General features: G+C 55.1%; 14 protein-coding genes. 12 read left to right on the top strand and 2 right to left on the bottom strand.

Annotated features, from left to right (window positions below):
• Positions 1-84: 84 nt before the first annotated feature.
• The 3 genes from gntR to gntU all read left to right on the top strand — a co-directional run bounded on the left by gntR (position 85) and on the right by gntU (position 3,173).
• Complete coding sequence (gene gntR, locus FY046_RS14905) at positions 85-1,080, top strand: gluconate operon transcriptional repressor GntR (RefSeq protein ID WP_159337835.1); 996 nt, start codon at positions 85-87, stop codon at positions 1,078-1,080.
• Positions 1,081-1,286: 206 nt separating this feature from the next.
• The gene (gene gntK / locus FY046_RS14900; protein WP_133846632.1) at positions 1,287-1,826 is read left to right on the top strand and encodes a gluconokinase; all 540 of its coding nucleotides are present in this window, start codon (positions 1,287-1,289) and stop codon (positions 1,824-1,826) included.
• 6 nt (positions 1,827-1,832) lie between these two features.
• Positions 1,833-3,173: a gluconate transporter gene (gene gntU, locus FY046_RS14895; RefSeq protein WP_133846633.1), complete on the top strand. Its 1,341-nt coding sequence runs from the start codon at positions 1,833-1,835 to the stop codon at positions 3,171-3,173.
• Positions 3,174-3,307: 134 nt separating this feature from the next.
• Here gntU and FY046_RS14890 read toward each other — a convergent pair whose 3' ends face one another.
• The gene (locus FY046_RS14890; RefSeq protein WP_133846634.1) at positions 3,308-3,901 is read right to left on the bottom strand and encodes a YhgN family NAAT transporter; all 594 of its coding nucleotides are present in this window, start codon (positions 3,899-3,901) and stop codon (positions 3,308-3,310) included.
• Positions 3,902-4,173: 272 nt separating this feature from the next.
• Between FY046_RS14890 and asd the strand changes: the two genes are divergently transcribed.
• The 6 genes from asd to glgP all read left to right on the top strand — a co-directional run bounded on the left by asd (position 4,174) and on the right by glgP (position 15,268).
• Positions 4,174-5,283 (top strand): aspartate-semialdehyde dehydrogenase, encoded by a 1,110-nt coding sequence (gene asd, locus FY046_RS14885; protein ID WP_133846702.1) that lies wholly within the window; start codon positions 4,174-4,176, stop codon positions 5,281-5,283.
• A 468-nt stretch (positions 5,284-5,751) separates the two neighbouring features.
• Complete coding sequence (gene glgB / locus FY046_RS14880; protein WP_133846635.1) at positions 5,752-7,938, top strand: 1,4-alpha-glucan branching enzyme; 2,187 nt, start codon at positions 5,752-5,754, stop codon at positions 7,936-7,938.
• Positions 7,935-9,920, top strand: a complete 1,986-nt coding sequence (gene glgX, locus FY046_RS14875) for a glycogen debranching protein GlgX (RefSeq protein ID WP_133846636.1) — start codon at positions 7,935-7,937, stop codon at positions 9,918-9,920. The genes glgB and glgX overlap by 4 nt, the downstream gene beginning before the upstream one ends.
• A gap of 12 nt (positions 9,921-9,932) precedes the next feature.
• A complete protein-coding gene (gene glgC, locus FY046_RS14870) occupies positions 9,933-11,219 on the top strand; it encodes a glucose-1-phosphate adenylyltransferase (protein ID WP_133846637.1) in 1,287 nt (428 codons plus the stop codon).
• 146 nt (positions 11,220-11,365) lie between these two features.
• On the top strand, positions 11,366-12,799 hold the full coding sequence (gene glgA / locus FY046_RS14865; RefSeq protein ID WP_133846638.1) for a glycogen synthase GlgA: 1,434 nt from the start codon (positions 11,366-11,368) through the stop codon (positions 12,797-12,799).
• Positions 12,800-12,820: 21 nt separating this feature from the next.
• Positions 12,821-15,268: a glycogen phosphorylase gene (gene glgP / locus FY046_RS14860; protein ID WP_133846639.1), complete on the top strand. Its 2,448-nt coding sequence runs from the start codon at positions 12,821-12,823 to the stop codon at positions 15,266-15,268.
• A 116-nt stretch (positions 15,269-15,384) separates the two neighbouring features.
• Here the strand turns inward: glgP and glpD are convergent, their stop codons facing one another.
• Positions 15,385-16,896, bottom strand: coding sequence for a glycerol-3-phosphate dehydrogenase (gene glpD / locus FY046_RS14855; RefSeq protein ID WP_133846640.1), 1,512 nt, complete (start codon positions 16,894-16,896; stop codon positions 15,385-15,387).
• 238 nt (positions 16,897-17,134) lie between these two features.
• On the opposite strand from glpD, the gene glpE reads away from it, so the two are divergent.
• The 3 genes from glpE to FY046_RS14840 all read left to right on the top strand — a co-directional run bounded on the left by glpE (position 17,135) and on the right by FY046_RS14840 (position 19,148).
• Positions 17,135-17,458 carry a thiosulfate sulfurtransferase GlpE gene (glpE, locus tag FY046_RS14850; protein WP_133846641.1) on the top strand — a complete coding sequence of 108 codons (324 nt, stop codon included), beginning with the start codon at positions 17,135-17,137 and terminating at the stop codon, positions 17,456-17,458.
• A gap of 100 nt (positions 17,459-17,558) precedes the next feature.
• Positions 17,559-18,377 carry a rhomboid family intramembrane serine protease GlpG gene (glpG, locus tag FY046_RS14845; RefSeq protein ID WP_133846642.1) on the top strand — a complete coding sequence of 273 codons (819 nt, stop codon included), beginning with the start codon at positions 17,559-17,561 and terminating at the stop codon, positions 18,375-18,377.
• Positions 18,378-18,389: 12 nt separating this feature from the next.
• The gene (locus FY046_RS14840; protein ID WP_133846643.1) at positions 18,390-19,148 is read left to right on the top strand and encodes a DeoR/GlpR family transcriptional regulator; all 759 of its coding nucleotides are present in this window, start codon (positions 18,390-18,392) and stop codon (positions 19,146-19,148) included.
• Positions 19,149-19,173 lie beyond the last annotated feature (25 nt).

Here is a 19,173-nt window from a genome sequence, read left to right as displayed (position 1 = left end):
GGGTGCGGTTTACCGCACCCTTCCTCTTTTTTATCCCTATCTTTGTTACACTCAGCTCAACTCGTTCCTATTCGTTGAAGCCAGATGAAGAAAAAAAGACCGGTACTACAGGATGTTGCCGATCGCGTAGGCATCACTAAAATGACCGTTAGCCGCTATCTGCGTCATCCCGATCAGGTTTCTGCCGCGTTGCAGGGCAAGATCGCTGCCGCGCTGGATGAGCTGGGTTATATCCCTAATCGCGCCCCCGATATGCTCTCTAATGCCACCAGTCGGGCGATTGGCGTATTACTTCCCTCATTGACTAACCAGGTCTTTGCCGATGTATTGCGCGGCATTGAAGCGGTGACCGATGCAGCGGGTTACCAGACGCTGCTGGGGCATTTTGGCTACAGCGCTGAAAAAGAAGAGCTACAGCTGCGCTCGCTGCTGGGCTGGAACATTGATGGCCTGATCCTCACCGAACGCACCCATACTGCTGCCAGCCTGCGCATGATTGAAACCGCCGGCATCCCGGTGATTGAGATGATGGACTGCATCTCGCCGTGCCTCGATATGGCGGTCGGGTTTGATAATGTCGAAGCGGCCCGCCAGATGACCCATGCCATTTTGCAAAAAGGCCATCGTCATACGGTGTATCTCGGCGCACGCCTGGATGAACGCACCCTGCAAAAAGAGCAGGGCTATCGCCTGGCGATGCAGGAAGCCGGGCTGGAGCCTCGCTGCGTGATGATGGAAGCGGCATCGTCGTTTTCCGCCGGTGCGATGCTGATGTGCGAAGCGCAGAAGCGCTATCCGCAGACTGACAGCCTGTTTTGTACCAATGACGACCTGGCGGTCGGTGCAATGTTTGAGTGCCAGCGTCAGGGGCTGCAAGTGCCGCAACAGATGGCGATTGCCGGTTTCCACGGCCACGATATTGCTCATGTGGTTAACCCGTCGCTGGCGACGGTGCAGACGCCGCGTGAGCGTATGGGGCATGAATCTGCAGCGCTGTTGCTGGCGCGTATTCGCGGTGAAAACGTGGATACGGCACCGGTGGATGTCGGCTTTACGATTCTGGCGGGCGGGAGTATTTAATACAGGTCGGGCCTGCCCGACCCCTACGCCTCCATCGACTTACCCCTTTGTGCCTCTCTCCGTCTGAATCTGTCATTTTTTTGAACCACCTCACATTTACCAGCTTTTTCCGCCGTGGCTGTTGCCATACTCACTGCACATCCAGACAATGTTACCGATAACAAATAACCGAACACATCTGCTACCTCTCTGCCGGAGCCAAAACAATGACCACTCATTCATCGCCTAATCACGTCTTCGTACTGATGGGTGTATCCGGAAGCGGCAAATCTGCCGTTGCCAATGCCGTTGCGCATCAACTGAAGGCGGCCTTCCTCGATGGTGATTTTCTGCACCCACGCGCCAACATTGAAAAAATGTCTGAAGGCCATCCACTGAATGATGACGATCGTCGTCCGTGGCTGGAGTCGATCAACGATGCGGCATTCGCCATGCAGCGCACCAACGATGTGTCACTGATTGTTTGTTCGGCACTGAAAAAAAGTTATCGCGATATTCTGCGCAAAGGTAACAGCAACCTCTCATTCGTCTATCTGAAGGGTGACTTCGATACCATTGAGTCGCGTTTGCGTGCACGCAAGGGGCACTTCTTCAAACCGCAGATGCTGGTGACACAATTTGCCACGCTGGAAGAGCCGGGCAGCGATGAAGATGATGTGCTGGTCGTCGATATTAATCAGTCACTTGATGACGTTGTTGCGGCAACACTCAAAACCATTGACGGTGCGACAGAAAAAAATAAGTAGGGTGTAATGAGTACTGCAACACTGGTGTTAACGGCGGCGGGCTCGGTTTTGCTGCTGCTGTTTTTAGTGATGAAGGCAAGGATGCACGCCTTTGTGGCGCTGATGTTAGTGTCTATTGGCGCAGGTCTGTTCTCCGGGATGCCGCTGGATAAAATTGCCACCACGATGGAAAAGGGCATGGGCGGTACGCTCGGCTTCCTCGCCATCGTGGTTGCGCTGGGCGCGATGTTTGGCAAAATTCTGCATGAAACGGGCGCGGTCGATCAGATCGCCATCCGTATGTTGAAAACCTTTGGTGAAAGCCGTGCCCATTATGCGATGGGGATTGCCGGGCTGATTTGTGCCCTGCCGCTGTTCTTTGAGGTGGCCGTGGTGCTGTTAATCAGCATTGCCTTTGCGGTTGCGCGCCGTACCGGCGATAACCTGGTGAAGCTGGTTATCCCGCTGTTTGCCGGGGTGGCCGCTGCGGCGGCGTTTCTGCTGCCCGGGCCAGCGCCGATGCTGCTGGCTTCGCAGATGCATGCTGATTTCGGTTGGATGATTCTGTTGGGCCTGTGTGCCGCCATTCCGGGAATGCTGATTGCCGGACCGCTGTTTGGCCGTTTCATCAGCCAGCATGTGACTTTTGGTATCCCCGCGGAAGGCGATCATCCTGAATTTGATGAGAGCAAACTGCCCTCGTTTGGCTTCAGTCTGTCGCTGATCCTGTTTCCCCTGCTGCTGGTGGGGCTGAAAACTGTTGGCGCCCGCTTTACCACGCCTGGCTCTACGCTGTACGAGTGGCTGGAGTTTATCGGTCATCCGTTTACCGCCATCCTGCTCGCCTGCCTGGTGGCGATTTATGGTCTGGCATACCGTCAGGGCATGGATAAAGAGCGCGTGATGGAGATTTGCGGTGCGGCGTTACAGCCTGCGGGGATTATCCTGTTGGTGATTGGTGCCGGGGGCGTGTTCAAACAGGTACTGGTGGATTCCGGTGTGGGTCCGGCGCTGGGTAATGCGCTGACCGGGGCCGGTTTGCCGGTGGCGTTGGCCTGCTTCGTGCTGGCCGGTGCCGTGCGCATTATTCAGGGGTCGGCAACGGTGGCCTGTTTAACGGCGGTGGGCCTGATTATGCCCGTGATTGAACCGCTGCATTATTCCGGTGCGCAGATGGCCGCGCTGTCGATCTGTATTGCCGGAGGTTCAATTATCTGTAGCCACGTCAATGATGCCGGTTTCTGGCTGTTTGGCCGCTTTACGGGGGCAACCGAAGGGCAGACGCTGAAGACCTGGACGCTGATGGAAACCATACTCGGCACCGTTGGGGCAATTATCGGTATGATTGCGTTCGAATTGTTGTCGTAGTCAGCAAGGGCGAGGTGTGCCTCGCCCCTAGGTATTAATACGATGTTGGCAGGATTGAAGCGTGCCTCGCTCCTGCGTATTAACACCTGTGTCGTAGGGTCGAGGCATGCCTCGACCTTAACGCCATGTAAGGATTACAGTTTCAGATAAACGCGTATCCCATCCAGAAACATCTGCGTTGCCAGCATAATCAGAATCAACCCCATCAGACGCTCCAGCGCATTGACCCCTTTATCTCCCAGCAGTCGTAAAAACAGCCCCGATAGCAGTAAAATCACCACCGTCAGCCCCCACGCAATCAGCAGTGCACCGACAAGATGGCCCATATTCTGTGGATACTGGTGTGACAGCAGCATCAGGGTTGCCAGCAGAGAGGGCCCTGCCACCAGGGGGATTGCCAGTGGCACCAGGAACGGCTCTTCACCTGCTGACAACCCGCTACTGCTGCTTTCCTGCGAAGGGAAAATCATCTTGATGGCGATCAGAAACAGAATAATACCGCCGGAGATCGATACCGTTTCGGTACGCAGATTCAGGAACGCGAGAATTTTTTCGCCCGCAAACAGAAACAGCAGCATGATCAGTAGCGCGATCAGCATTTCGCGAATGAGCACCATCCGTCGACGTTTCGGCTCCAGATGCTTCAAAACCGACATAAAAATCGGCAAATTGCCCAATGGATCCATTATCAGCAACAATAATATCGTGGCCGAGATCATTTCAGTCATCGTTGTTGTTCTCTTTATTAATCAATGTTCGCCTCTTATAAGCAGAGCTGCTAAAAAAAACCGTCTAATCGATTTAATTCACTTGCCACTTTTCCTGCAACTTGTAAGGTTTAGCAATCTAATATTTTAACTCTAACAGGTCAGGCGCCACTGTCGCAGCCAGTTTGCTTACCGCCAGCGTACAGCAACCGTAGCGTACTGAAGTACGTGAGGATTGCGAGCACTGCCGGGGGCGAAAATGGCAAGTAAAGTAGCCCGGGATAAAGGTAATGATGAAATCTGTAGGATTGGTAGGTTGGCGTGGGATGGTGGGCTCGGTACTCATGCAGCGCATGAGCGAAGAGCGCGATTTTGATGTGATTCGCCCGGTATTCTTCTCGACGTCTCAGCACGGCCAGGCGGCGCCAGCGTTCGGCGGCCAGTCTGCGGGCACGTTGCAGGATGCCTTTGATATTGAAGCGCTGAAAGCGCTGGATATTATCATCACCTGCCAGGGCGGCGACTACACCAGCGATATTTATCCTAAGCTGCGCGCAGCCGGCTGGAACGGCTACTGGATTGATGCGGCATCCACGCTGCGTATGAAAGATGACGCGATTATTATTCTCGACCCGGTCAACCACAAGGTGATCCACGACGGCCTGAACAACGGAATAAAAACCTTCGTTGGCGGTAACTGCACCGTGAGCCTGATGCTGATGTCACTGGGCGGTCTGTTTGAAAATAACCTGGTGGAGTGGGCATCCGTGGCGACCTACCAGGCGGCTTCCGGCGGCGGTGCGCGCCACATGCGTGAACTGCTGACCCAGATGGGCATGCTGCACAACCACGTGGCGAAAGAGTTGCAGGACCCGGCTTCTGCCATCCTCGACATTGAGCGTAAAGTCACCGAGTTGAGCCGCACTGGCGTGTTACCAACTGATAATTTCGGCGTACCGCTGGCAGGCAGCTTGATCCCGTGGATCGACAAACAGCTGGATAACGGTCAGACGCGCGAGGAATGGAAAGGCCAGGCGGAAACCAACAAAATCCTGCGTACCAGCAGCGTCATCCCGGTTGACGGTCTGTGCGTGCGCGTTGGTGCGCTGCGCTGCCACAGCCAGGCGTTTACTCTGAAGTTGAAAAAAGATGTGCCGTTGGCTGAAATCGAACAGATGCTGGCCGCACATAACGAGTGGGTGAAAGTGGTCCCTAACGACCGTGATATCTCCATGCGTGAATTGACGCCAGCCGCCGTTACCGGCACGTTGAACACCCCAGTAGGTCGCCTGCGTAAGCTGAACATGGGGCCGGATTATCTTTCCGCCTTTACCGTTGGCGACCAGCTGCTGTGGGGCGCGGCAGAACCGCTACGTCGTATGTTGCGTCTGCTGGTGGGTTAATTCGGGTCATTTCCCCTCTGCCGCTGGCAGGGGGGATGTCACCCTGTTTCGATTTGCATCATCATTTTTCACTGTTATTACGTGCACCTTCCTTTGTGTTAACTGGCGATTCTCCGCGCCAGAATTCAGTCACTTCCCCTTGCCCGGGGCTTGAACCCTGGCAGGTCTAAGAAGGGTCTGACGTTCCTGTCTCACGCCTTTAAAGCAATAAACTTTGATCTGAAAGAAATATTTTTACGCTTTCATCCATGGCTATTGTTTTCCCCTGGCTATGCTTAAAAAGCCACAGTTCCTAAAACATTATTTTTTTTCACTTCGTTATTTTATTGCACGCTGCGGCGGTTTTTACCCAGTGGAAGGTTACCTCTGCCGGTCAGTGTGTTTTGGGCTCAATGAAGAGCAGTGCATTGGCGATACCCGAATCGGGGATTCCGCCAGTCGACTGCCGATCATCACGGGAAGAAAGTCATGTCAGAGCTTATGGATCGTCGTGTGATTAACGCTTTAGTCTCTGGTCATTTTGCTGACCCCTTTTCTTTACTGGGCATGCACAAGACCGACAAGGGTCTTGAAGTGCGTGCTCTGTTACCGGACGCAAGCGAAGTCTGGGTGATTGAAACCAGTACGGGCAATAAATGTGTGCAGCTGGTGTGCCTCGATTCTCGCGGTTTTTTTCAGGGGGTGATCCCCAAACGTAAAACTCCGTTTCGCTATCAACTGGCCGTCACCTGGCACGGCCAGCAAAATTTAATCGACGATGCTTACCGCTTTGGTCCACTGCTGCCGGAAATGGACAGCTGGCTGCTGGCGGAAGGGACCCATCTGCGGCCTTATGAAACCCTGGGTGCGCATGGCGATGTGATTGACGGTGTGATTGGCACCCGCTTTGCCGTCTGGGCGCCGAATGCTCAGCGCATCTCTGTGGTCGGTGAATTTAACTTTTGGGATGGACGTCGGCATCCGATGCGCCTGCGGCGTGAAATTGGTATCTGGGAGTTGTTTATCCCGGGCGCCACGCAGGGGCAGCTTTATAAGTTCGAGATTATCGACCATCAGGGACAACTGCGCCTGAAAGCCGACCCTTACGCGTTTGAGGCGCAGATGCGTCCGCAAACGGCCTCTATGATTTGCGGTATTCCAGAGAAAACCACTCTGTCACCGGAGCGCCAGCGTGCGAACGGTTTTGACGCACCGATCTCGATTTATGAAGTGCACCTCGGCTCCTGGCGCCGCCACACGGATAACCACTTCTGGTTGAGTTACAAAGAGCTGGCAGAACAACTGGTGCCTTATGCCAAAGAGATGGGCTTTACCCATCTGGAGCTATTGCCCATCAATGAGCATCCATTCGACGGGAGCTGGGGTTATCAGCCACTGGGAATGTATGCCCCAACGCGCCGTTTCGGCACTCGCGATGATTTCCGTGCCTTTATTACGGCGGCCCACAATGCCGGGCTGAACGTGCTGCTGGACTGGGTTCCCGGCCACTTTCCATCGGATGATTTTGGTCTGGTGAAGTTTGATGGCACGGAGCTGTATGAACATGGCGACCCGCGCGAAGGCTTTCACCAGGACTGGAACACGCTGATCTATAACTTTGGTCGCCGTGAGGTGAGTAATTATCTGGCGGGGAATGCACTCTACTGGATCGAGCGTTTCGGCATTGATGGCCTGCGGGTGGATGCGGTGGCATCCATGATTTACCGCGACTACAGCCGCGCCGAAGGCGAATGGGTGCCGAATCATGTTGGCGGGCGTGAGAATTTCGAGGCGATCTCTTTCCTGCGCTACACCAACCGAACGCTGGGCCATGCTGCCCCCGGTTCGATTACCGTGGCGGAGGAGTCAACGGACTTTGATGGCGTGTCACGACCGCCGGAAATGGGCGGCCTGGGCTTTTGGTTTAAATGGAACCTCGGCTGGATGCACGACACCCTCGACTACATGAAGCTCGATCCGATCTACCGCCGCCATCATCACAATCTGATGACGTTCGGTATGCTTTACAACTACACCGAAAACTTCGTGCTGCCGCTGTCCCACGATGAAGTGGTTCACGGCAAGAAGTCGATTCTGGACCGCATGCCGGGTGACACCTGGCAGAAGTTCGCCAACCTGCGTGCCTATTACGGCTGGATGTTTGGCTTCCCGGGTAAAAAGCTGTTGTTTATGGGTAATGAGTTCGCTCAGGGCAAAGAGTGGAACCACGATACCAGCCTGGACTGGCATCTGCTGGAAGGGGAAGACAACTGGCATAACGGCGTGCAGCGTCTGGTGCGCGACCTGAATCATACCTACCAGGCACAGACGCCGCTGCATCAACTCGATTTCGACCCGGCCGGGTTTGAATGGCTGGTGGTGGATGACTTTGATAACTCGGTGTTTGTCTTTGTGCGCCGCGATCGCGATGGCAATGAACTAATCGTCGCCAGTAACTTTACCCCGGTGCAGCGTGAAAGCTATCGCTTTGGCGTGTCGGGTGCCGGGCGCTGGCGCGAAGTGCTAAACACCGACTCCGGCCATTATCACGGCGGTAACAACGGCAACCTGGGAACGGTCAGCACCGATGACTGGGGCAGCCATAACCGCAGTCACTCTCTCAGTCTGACGCTGCCTGCGCTCTCGACGCTGTGGCTGGTACGGGAGGCAGAATGACATCACTCCGTGAGGGACTTCCAGCACCGCGCGGTGCCCACTATGACGGCAAAGGGGTGAACTTTACCCTGTTCTCGCAGCATGCTGAACGCGTGGAGCTTTGTCTGTTTGATGCCAGTGGCACGGAGACGCGTGTGGATCTTCCTTCACGGAGTGGCGACATCTGGCACGGCTACCTCCCCGGCGGTAAACCGGGCCAGCGTTATGGTTATCGCGTGCATGGTCCGTGGCAGCCGCAGCAGGGGCAACGTTTTAATCCGGCGAAGCTGTTGCTCGACCCCTGCGCACACGAAGTGCTGGGTGAAGTCACGGACGACCCTTGTTTCCAGTGTGGGGTGCAGCAGCCGGATCCCCTTGATAGCGGGCCGCTGGCACCGAAAAGTGTGGTGCTGGCCGATGATTTTGACTGGGACGAGGATGCGCCACCGCGCGTGCCCTGGGGCAGTACCGTGATTTATGAGGCCCACGTACGTGGTCTGACAAAGCTGCATCCGGATATCCCGGAAGCGATACGCGGCACTTACGCGGCGCTGGGGCATCCGGTGATGATCGACTACTTTCAGCGACTGGGGATCACCAGTCTGGAGCTGTTGCCAGTGGCCTGCTTCGCCAGTGAACCGCGCTTACTGCGGATGGGATTGAGTAATTACTGGGGCTACAACCCGCTGGCCTGCTACGCGCTGGAAGCGCGCTACGCCTCCGGCCAGCACCAGCTGCATCCGCGTCAGGAGTTCCAGCAGGCTGTGAAGGCGCTGCATCAGGCTGGCATAGAAGTGATTCTTGATGTGGTGTTTAACCACAGCGCAGAGCTGGAGGAGACTGGCCCCACGCTGTCGATGCGCGGCGTCGATAATCAGAGCTACTACTGGCTGGACGGGCAGGGGGAATATCAGAACTGGACCGGCTGTGGCAACACGCAGAATCTCAGCCACCCGCAGGTGATGGCGTGGATGCTCGACTGCCTGCGCTACTGGGTAGAAGAGTGCCATGTCGATGGCTTCCGCTTTGACCTGGCCACCGTACTGGGGCGCACGCCGGACTATCATCAGGATGCGCCATTGTTTCAGGCGATTGCAGCCGATCCTGTGCTGTCAGGCTGCAAGCTGATTGCCGAACCCTGGGATATCGGCATCGGGGGTTATCAGGTCGGCAATTTTCCTCCACCATTCGCCGAATGGAATGACCATTTTCGCGATGCTACGCGGCGTTACTGGCTGCATGGCGAGTTGTCCAACGGCGACTTTGCACGGCGTTTTGCCGGGTCGAGCGATATCTTCGATCGTGGCGGCCGACGGCCCTCCAGCAGTATCAACCTTATCACTGCCCACGACGGTTTTACCCTGCGAGATGTGGTCAGTTATGAACATAAACATAACGAAGCGAACGGCGAAGATAACCGTGATGGCAGCAACAATAACTTCAGCCATAACCACGGCGTGGAAGGATTACAGGCGCCGTTACTGATTATGGAACACCGCCGTCGTAGCGTGCATGCCCTGTTGGCCACGCTGCTGCTGGCGCAGGGGACGCCGATGTTACTGGCCGGGGACGAACACGGGCACAGCCAGCACGGCAACAATAATGCTTACTGCCAGGACAATCCGCTGACATGGTTCAACTGGCAGCAGCACGATCGCGGACTGTTTGCTTTCACTGCCGCACTGATCCATCTGCGCCGCCGTATTCCGGCGTTGCAGCAGGATCGCTGGTGGCAGGACGGTGATGGCAATGTGGAGTGGCTGAACGACCAGGGACAGCCGTTGACCACTGAGCAGTGGGAGCAGGGGGCGCATCGTTTGCAGATCAGGCTTTCACAGCACTGGTTACTGACGATCAACGCCACCGAAGAAGTGTATGACCTGGTGTTACCTGAAGGGAAATGGCATGCCATTCCTCCCTTTGCCGGGGATGATAACCCGATTCTGTCAACGGTCTGGCATGGAGCCGCCCACGGTGTGTGCGTGTTCCAGGAACAATCATAATAGGAATCAGACATGGTCAAATTAGATAAGAACGACCCTGTAATGCTGGCAAGGCAACTCCCTACACAAACTGTTGCGCTGATCCTTGCGGGTGGACGCGGTACGCGTCTGAAAGACCTGACCGCCAAGCGTGCGAAACCGGCCGTTCACTTCGGCGGCAAGTTTCGCATTATCGATTTTGCGCTTTCCAACTGTCTGAACTCCGGCATTCGACGTATTGCGGTGATCACCCAGTATCAGTCGCACACGTTGGTACAGCATATCCAGCGCGGCTGGTCCTTCCTCAATGAAGAGATGAACGAGTTCGTCGATCTGCTGCCTGCGCAGCAACGCCTTTCCACCGACCACTGGTATCGCGGCACCGCCGATGCGGTAACGCAGAACCTCGATATCATTCGTCGCTACCGTGCGCAGTACATCGTGATCCTGGCCGGGGACCACATCTACAAGATGGACTACTCGCGCATGCTGATCGATCACGTAGAAAACGGTGCGCGCTGCACCATTGCCTGTCTGCCGGTGCCGCTGGAGGAAGCCAGTTCCTTCGGCGTGATGAAGGTGGATGATGATAACAAGGTGGTTGAGTTCCTTGAGAAACCGGAGAACCCACCCTCAATGCCTGGCGACAGCAGCCGGGCGTTAGCCAGCATGGGTATCTATGTTTTTGATGCCGAATATCTTTTCGGCCTGCTGGAAGTCGATCAGGCGTTACCGGAGTCGAGCCATGATTTCGGTAAAGATTTGCTGCCGAAAATTGTCGCCAGTGGTGAAGCTCTGGCGCACTCTTTCAGTCTCTCCTGCGTTCAGCATGATGAGACGGCAGAACCTTACTGGCGCGATGTCGGCACGCTGGAAGCCTACTGGAAAGCCAATCTTGACCTCGCTTCTGTGATGCCAGAACTGGATATGTATGACAGTACCTGGCCGATCCGCACCCATATGGAACCGTTGCCGCCGGCGAAGTTTGTGCAGGATCGCTCCGGTAGTCACGGGATGACAATGAATTCGCTGGTGTCAGGGGGCTGCATTATCTCTGGTTCAGTGGTAGTGAACTCGGTGCTGTTCTCCCGGGTTCGAATTAACTCCTTCTGCAATATTGAGTCATCGGTATTACTGCCGGATGTAGAGGTGGGACGTTCCTGCCGTCTGCGACGTTGTGTGATAGACCGTGCCTGCGTACTGCCAGAAGGAACGGTGATTGGCGAAAATCCGGATGATGATGCCCGGCGTTTCCACCGATCGGAAGAAGGGATCGTTCTTGTCACCAGGACCATGCTGGCGAAGCTTGGCTGGCGATAGCACACACGTAATCCAAAATAATTGAAGTTGCATCCAGGCGGCAAGAGAACGAGTCCCGATGAGCTTACTCAGGTAAGTGATTCGGGTGAGTGAACGCAGCCAACACAGAGGCAGCTTCAAGTATGAAGGATAAAAAGGAGCCGATAATGCAGGTGCTACACGTCTGTTCAGAAATTTTCCCGCTGCTGAAAACCGGCGGACTTGCTGATGTTATTGGGGCATTACCGGCGGCGCAAATCGCAGAAGGCACGGATACAAGGGTGTTGTTGCCGGCCTTTCCGGCGCTGAAGAAAGCCATTACACCGACTCAGGTGGTGGCGAAGCTGCAAACATTTGCCGGTGATGTGGAGTTACACTTTGGTCATTTTGATGGCGTCGGCATTTATCTGATCGATGCTCCCGGCCTGTACGATCGGCCCGGCAGTCCGTATCACGATGAGTCGCAGTACGCCTACGCCGATAACCATCTGCGCTTTGCGCTGCTGGGATGGATTGGCTGTGAGCTGGCGTGTGGGCTGGATAACTGGTGGCGACCGGATGTGGTGCATGCCCATGACTGGCACGCGGGGCTGGCCTGTGCCTATCTTGCGGCGCGTGGTCGCCCGGCAAAATCGGTGTTTACGGTCCACAATCTGGCGTATCAGGGGTTGTTTGAAGCGCGGCATCTGGATCTGCTTCAGCTTCCGCCTTCCTTCTTCAATATGCACGGGCTGGAGTTCTACGGGCAGATCTCATTCCTTAAGGCCGGGCTGTTCTATGCCGATCATATCACGGCCGTCAGCCCGACTTACGCACGTGAAATCACGCTGCCTGAGTTTGGTTACGGTATGGAAGACTTGCTGAAACAGCGCCAGCTGGAAGGGCGGCTGACCGGGATACTCAATGGTGTTGATCCGGCTATCTGGGATCCGGAGCAGGATCTGCTACTGAATGCGCGCTATAACCGTGATGTGCTGGATGCCAAGCTGGAGAACAAACGGCAGTTGCAGATCACCATGGGATTAAAGATCGACGACAAAGCGCCGGTCTTTGCTGTGGTCAGCCGTTTAACGAAGCAGAAAGGGCTGGATCTGGTGCTGGAAGCTCTGCCGGGGCTGCTGGAGCAGGGCGGTCAGCTGGTGTTACTGGGTGCAGGGGATGCAGAACTGCAACAGGGGTTCCTTGCTGCGGCTGCCGAGTATCCAGGCCAGGTGGGCGTGCAAATCGGCTATCACGAAGCCTTCTCGCACCGCATTATTGGTGGCGCTGATGTGATTATGGTGCCGAGCCGTTTTGAGCCCTGTGGTCTGACACAGCTCTACGGATTGAAATACGGCACGCTGCCGCTGGTGCGGCGTACCGGAGGGCTGGCAGATACGGTGAATGACAGCTCACTGGAAAATCTGGCTGACGGTATCGCCAGCGGTTTTAGTTTTGAAGACAGTAATGCCTGGTCGTTATTACGTGCAATTCGACGTGCTTTTGTTCTCTGGTCCCGTCCTTCGTTGTGGCGCTATGTTCAGCGTCAGGCAATGGGGATGGATTTTAGCTGGCAGGTGGCTGCAGTGGCCTACCGCGATCTCTATCAACGTTTGTTGTAACCAGAAAATGGGAAATTTGATATGAACGCACCGTTCTCCTATGCCTCACCGACGCTCAGTGTCGATGCACTCAAGCACTCAATTGCCTATAAGCTGATGTTCACCATTGGCAAAGACCCGTCTATTGCTAATAAGCACGAGTGGCTGAACGCCACCTTGCTGGCCGTGCGCGATCGTATGGTCGAGCGCTGGCTGCGATCGAACCGTGCCCAGTTGTCTCAGGATGTGCGTCAGGTGTATTACCTGTCGATGGAGTTTCTGGTGGGACGCACGCTGTCCAATGCGCTGCTGGCGATGGGCATCTACGACGATGCAAAATCGGCGCTGGAAGAGATGGGCTTCGACCTTGAGGAGCTGATTGAAGAAGAGAGCGATCCGGGGTTGGGTAACGGCGGCCTCGGTCGTCTTGCTGCCTGTTTTCTGGATTCCCTTGCCACGCTCGGTCTGCCGGGACGCGGCTACGGCATCCGCTACGAGTACGGCATGTTCAAACAGAATATCGTTGATGGTCGCCAGGCGGAGTCACCGGATTACTGGCTGGAATATGGGAATCCCTGGGAATTCCAGCGTTTTAACACCCGCTACAAGGTGCGTTTCGGTGGCCGTATTCAGCAGGAAGGCAGCCGCGCACGCTGGGTAGAGACCGAAGAGGTGCTGGCCACCGCCTACGATCAAATTATCCCGGGTTACGATACGGATGCCACCAATACCCTGCGGCTATGGGGCGCGCAGGCCAGTAATGAAATCAATCTCGGGAAGTTTAACCAGGGCGATTACTTTGCGGCGGTGGAAGATAAAAACCATTCGGAAAATGTGTCGCGCGTGCTCTATCCCGATGACTCGACCTATTCCGGGCGTGAATTGCGTCTGCGGCAGGAGTACTTCCTGGTGTCAGCCACGGTTCAGGATATCCTTCATCGTCACTGGGCGATGCACCAGACCTTTGATAACCTGGCCGATAAAATTGCCCTGCATCTTAATGATACCCACCCGGTGCTGGCGATCCCGGAACTGATGCGCGTGCTGATCGATGAGAACAAATTTACCTGGGATGACGCGTTTGAAGTCACCTGCCAGGTGTTCTCCTACACCAACCACACGCTGATGCAGGAAGCGCTGGAGACCTGGCCGGTGGATATGATCGGTAAAATTTTGCCGCGTCATCTGCAAATTATCTTCGACATCAATGACTACTTCCTGAAAACCATCCAGGAATATTACCCGGATGACTGGGAGCTGCTGTCGCGTATTTCCATTATTGATGAGAACAACGGTCGCCGTATTCGTATGGCCTGGCTGGCGGTGGTGGTCAGTCATAAAGTGAATGGCGTCTCTGAGCTGCACTCGAATCTGATGGTTCAGTCGTTGTTTGCTGACTTTGCCAAACTGTTCCCTGGCCGTTTTTGCAACAAAACTAACGGCGTGACGCCGCGTCGCTGGCTGGCACTGGCGAACCCGGCGCTCTCCGATGTGCTGGATGAGACGATTGGTCGTACCTGGCGTACCGAACTGAGCCAGTTGGATGAGCTGAAACAGCATATTGACTATCCGAACTTTATTGAGCAGGTGGCGAATGCCAAACTGAAAAATAAAAAACGTCTGGCGGCTTACATCAGCCAAAAAATGGATGTGGTGATCGATCCGCGTGCGATGTTTGATGTGCAGATTAAGCGTATCCACGAGTACAAACGCCAGTTGCTGAATGTTTTGCACGTCATCACCCGCTATAACCGCATCAAAGCCGATCCGACGGCCGATTGGGTGCCCAGGGTCAATATCTTCGCCGGGAAAGCCGCCTCAGCGTATTACACCGCAAAACACATCATTCATTTGATCAACGATGTGGCGAAGGTGATCAACAACGATCCGCAGGTGAAAAATAAACTGAAGGTGGTGTTTATTCCTAACTACGGCGTGAGTCTGGCGCAGATCATTATTCCGGCGGCCGATCTCTCCGAGCAGATTTCACTGGCGGGCACCGAAGCGTCCGGCACCAGTAATATGAAATTTGCACTTAACGGTGCGTTGACAATTGGTACGCTGGACGGAGCAAACGTCGAGATGTTGGATCACGTGGGTGAAGAGAATATCTTTATCTTCGGTAACACCACACCGCAGGTCGAAGCGCTGCGCAACAGTGGCTATAACTCCCACACTTTCTATGAGGAGGATGCCGAACTGCATCAGGTCCTGATACAGATCGCCACCGGAGTATTCAGCCCTCAGGAGCCTGGGCGTTATCGCAATATCTTTGATTCACTGGTTAATCTTGGGGACCACTACCAGCTGCTGGCCGATTATCGCAGCTACGTGGATACTCAGGATAAGGTCGATAAGCTGTATCGTAATCAGGAAGAGTGGACGCGCTGTGCGGTACACAACATTGCCAATATGGGGTATTTCTCGTCGGACAGGACCATTCAGGAGTATGCGGATGAGATCTGGGGGATTAAACCGATAAGATTGTAATCAGAGCCGGAAAGGGCGAGGCATGCCTCGCCCCTACGAATCATGTACGGGCCGGGCATGCCAACCCGCTTCGCCCCGCCATAACGTAGGGGTCGGGCATGCCCGACCCGCTGATATTACGATGCCAGCGACAGCGCGGCCGGTTTCTTACCGTGTTCGGTCAGCCACGCGGTCACTCGCGCCTGCTGCTCATCGTTCAACCACATCCCTTCTTTGGTACGACGCCAGATAGCATCGTCGGTCACGCGTACCCATTCGTGCTCAACCAGGTAACGCAGTTCCGCTTCATAGAAGTGGTGACCAAACAGCTCACCCAGATCCTCAAGAGAGGTCGCGTCTTTCAGCAGCAGTTCTGTATTACTGCCGTAAGTTCGCGCGTAGTGGCGTGCCATCGCCTCGGTAATAAACGGGAAGCGGCGACGCAGGGTCGCGGCATAATCTTCACGTGTTCCGGCAAAGTTGCCACCCGGTAGTACACAGCTTTTGGTCCATGCCGCACCGATACTTGGGTAGTACTTGCTCAGTTTCTCCATCGCGTGCTCTGCCAGCTTACGATAGGTGGTCAGCTTACCGCCGAACACGGAAAGCAGCGGTGCCTGGCCGGCATCATCATGCACATCCAGCGTGTAATCGCGGGTAATCGCCTGCGGAGAATCTGACTCGTCGTCACACAGCGGACGCACGCCGGAGTAAGTCCAGACGATATCGTCACGGCCCAGATCTTTCTTGAAGTGGGCATTAAACACTTTCAGCAGGTAGTCGACTTCGTTATCGTCGATTTTCACATTCTGCGGATCGCCTTTGTACTCAACGTCGGTGGTGCCGATAATTGAGAATTCATCCATCCACGGAATGACGAAGACAATACGGTTATCTTCGTTTTGCAGAATATAAGCCTGCTTCTGGGTGTGTACACGTGGTACCACGATATGGCTGCCTTTGATCAGGCGGATGCCATACGGCGACTTCAGCTTGAGGCTGTCATCAAACAGCTGTTTAACCCACGGACCGGCAGCATTCACCAGGCCTTTGGCGCGCCAGGTAAAGGTTTTGCCACTGTCGATATCTTCAGCTTCCACGATCCACAGGCCGTTTTCACGCCAGGCGCGCGTCACGCGAGTACGGGTGCGAACTTCACCGCCACGCTTCTCAATTTCCTGCGCGTTAAGCACCACCAGGCGGGCATCATCCACCCAGCAGTCAGAATATTCGAAACCGCGCACGATTTCCGGCTTCAGCACCGAGTCTGAGCCAAAACGCAAACCCTTACTGCCCGGCAGGCTGGTACGTTTACCCAGGTGGTCGTACATAAACAGACCCACGCGGATCATCCAGGCTGGACGCAGGTGCGGGCGGTGCGGCAGACGGAAACGCATAGGGAAAGCGATGTGTGGTGCCATTTTCAGCAGCACTTCACGTTCGGCAAGCGCTTCACTTACCAGGCGGAATTCATAGTGCTCCAGGTAACGCAGGCCACCGTGGATAAGTTTTGAACTGGCAGAAGAGGTGGCGCAGGCGAGATCTTGCGCCTCCAGCATCAATACTGACAGGCCGCGCCCGGCAGCATCAGCCGCAATGCCAGCACCGTTAATACCGCCGCCGATTACGATCAGGTCTTTGGTTTCCACGTCATCTCCTCCGATGTTCGGAATCTTTCACTAATGTTCGTTTTCGAGCATTATACTAATCGGAAACCAACATTGATGCTAGCGTTAACCTAATAAAAACAATTATGCGTGATGCAGGTAACATATTTGCTGCAAGAAAAAGTTTATCTCCCTGCTAACTCCCGGGTTATTGTGCGCCGCCTTCAGGCTACAATGGGGGTAATTTGGTCACTTTTTTAGCTTTTGACGAGAACCCACCATGGAACAATTTGAGTGCATCAACGTACAGCAGGCGCAGCAGAAACTCTCTGAAGAGAATGCGTTGCTGGTTGATATTCGCGACCCTCAGAGTTTTGCTGCTGCCCATGCCAGCGGCGCTTTTCATCTGACTAACGATTCACTGCCTGCTTTTATCTCCCAGGCGGCGTTAACGACCCCGGTGCTGGTGATGTGCTACCACGGCAACAGCAGTAAAGGTGCAGCGCAATTCCTGCTCAGTCAGGGGTTCACGGCGGCTTACAGTATTGATGGCGGATTTGACGCCTGGCGTGCCGCTTTCCCGCAGCAGGTCGACGCACTCTGACGCCTCTCTTGTCACCGCTCGCGCTTTCCCCTGCAACCGGTAAGGGGAAATCGTTATACTCTCGGTTTGTCTGGTCTGACTGAAAGGAAGTCGCTTCTCTATGCGCATCACCCATTTTACTCATCTGCGCCCGGCGCAGGCGTTTGTCGATTACATGGCGACGCGCGGCGTGACGTTGCGCGTTGAGCACGATAATGGTTACACCCTGTGGCTGGATGATGAATCGCAGCTGACAGTGGTCGAAAACGAACTCAACCAGTTTATTCGTGACCCTAACCACGCGCGCTATCAGGCGGCCAGCTGGACCTCGGGCACGACAGACAGCGGCATTCACTATCAGCATGTTTCACTGCTGGATAATCTGCGTGAACGTGCTGGCGTCCTCACGCTGACGGTGATGGCAGCCTGCGTGCTGGTCTTTATCCTGATGCAGGTGCTCGGTGATGGCGCCGTGATGCGCCTGCTCTCCTGGCCTGATGCAGACCAGCACTTTGAACTGTGGCGCTGGTTCTCACATGCCTTACTGCATTTCTCGCTGCTGCATATTCTGTTTAACCTGATGTGGTTTTGGTATCTTGGCGGCACGCTGGAAAAGCGGCTCGGCAGCGGCAAGCTGTTCGTGATTATGCTGATATCCGCGCTGCTCAGCGGCTGGATGCAGGCGAAGTTCAGCGGTGTGCTGTTTGGTGGGCTTTCCGGTGTGGTCTACGCCCTGATGGGCTATTCCTGGCTGAGCGGTGAGCGCAGCCCTGAGCGCGGGATCTTTCTGCAACGCGGATTGATGGCCTTTGCGGTTTTGTGGCTGCTGGTGGGGTATTTCGGTTGGTTTGGTTTGTCGATTGCCAATGCAGCGCACGTTACCGGGCTGCTGGTTGGGCTGGCGATGGCCTTTGTCGATACGCGTCATAAAAAAAGCTAAAAGGAGAACAGCGTGAAGCAGACACAACGACATGACGCCATCATTGAGCTGGTGCGCCGTCAGGGATATGTCAGTACCGAAGAGCTGGTAGAGCACTTTGATGTCAGCCCGCAGACCATTCGTCGCGACTTAAACGATCTGGCCGAGCAAAACAAAATTCAGCGCCATCATGGCGGTGCCGCGTTACCCTCCAGTTCGGAAAACACCGCCTGGCAAGACCGTAAGATGATGTGGTCGGCAGAGAAAGCGCGTATTGCTCAGCGTGTTGCCAGCCAGATCCCCGATGGCGCCTCGCTGTTTATTGATATCGGCACCACTCCGGAAGCGGTGGCGCATGCGCTCATGAACCACAGTAATCTGCGTATCGTCACTAATAACCTGAACGTTGCGGTGTTGCTGATGGCGAAACCCGATTTTCGCCTGATCCTGGCCGGGGGCGAAGTGCGTACCCGTGATGGCGGCATTATGGGCGAAGCGACGCTCGATTATATTTCTCAGTTCCGCCTCGATTACGGCATTCTGGGGATTAGCGGTATCGATATGGACGGCTCCCTGCTGGACTTCGACTACCATGAAGTGCGCACCAAGCGCGCGATAATCGAGAATTCCCGCTGTGTGATGCTGGTGGCAGACCACTCTAAATTTGGCCGCAACGCGATGGTTAACCTGGGCAATATGGGGTTGATCGATTACCTGTTTACCGACCAGGCACCGCCACCGAGTGTCATGAAAACGATCGAACAGCACGAAGTTCATCTGGAACTCTGCTAGCCCGGCCGGGGCGATCTAAAAAAAG

This window comes from Erwinia sp. 1181_3, from assembly GCF_052824965.1.
The sequence above is the reverse complement of the archived record's forward strand: the minus strand, read 5'-3'. Positions and strand labels throughout refer to the sequence as shown.

What these genes read in the sequence shown, in the direction of transcription:
- gntR (WP_159337835.1), top strand. Translation starts at nt 85, where the DNA reads ATGAAGAAAAAAAGACCGGTACTACAGGATGTTGCCGATCGCGTAGGC.
- gntK (WP_133846632.1), top strand. Translation starts at nt 1,287, where the DNA reads ATGACCACTCATTCATCGCCTAATCACGTCTTCGTACTGATGGGTGTA.
- gntU (WP_133846633.1), top strand. Translation starts at nt 1,833, where the DNA reads ATGAGTACTGCAACACTGGTGTTAACGGCGGCGGGCTCGGTTTTGCTG.
- FY046_RS14890 (WP_133846634.1), bottom strand. Translation starts at nt 3,901, where the DNA reads ATGACTGAAATGATCTCGGCCACGATATTATTGTTGCTGATAATGGAT.
- asd (WP_133846702.1), top strand. Translation starts at nt 4,174, where the DNA reads ATGAAATCTGTAGGATTGGTAGGTTGGCGTGGGATGGTGGGCTCGGTA.
- glgB (WP_133846635.1), top strand. Translation starts at nt 5,752, where the DNA reads ATGTCAGAGCTTATGGATCGTCGTGTGATTAACGCTTTAGTCTCTGGT.
- glgX (WP_133846636.1), top strand. Translation starts at nt 7,935, where the DNA reads ATGACATCACTCCGTGAGGGACTTCCAGCACCGCGCGGTGCCCACTAT.
- glgC (WP_133846637.1), top strand. Translation starts at nt 9,933, where the DNA reads ATGGTCAAATTAGATAAGAACGACCCTGTAATGCTGGCAAGGCAACTC.
- glgA (WP_133846638.1), top strand. Translation starts at nt 11,366, where the DNA reads ATGCAGGTGCTACACGTCTGTTCAGAAATTTTCCCGCTGCTGAAAACC.
- glgP (WP_133846639.1), top strand. Translation starts at nt 12,821, where the DNA reads ATGAACGCACCGTTCTCCTATGCCTCACCGACGCTCAGTGTCGATGCA.
- glpE (WP_133846641.1), top strand. Translation starts at nt 17,135, where the DNA reads ATGGAACAATTTGAGTGCATCAACGTACAGCAGGCGCAGCAGAAACTC.
- glpG (WP_133846642.1), top strand. Translation starts at nt 17,559, where the DNA reads ATGCGCATCACCCATTTTACTCATCTGCGCCCGGCGCAGGCGTTTGTC.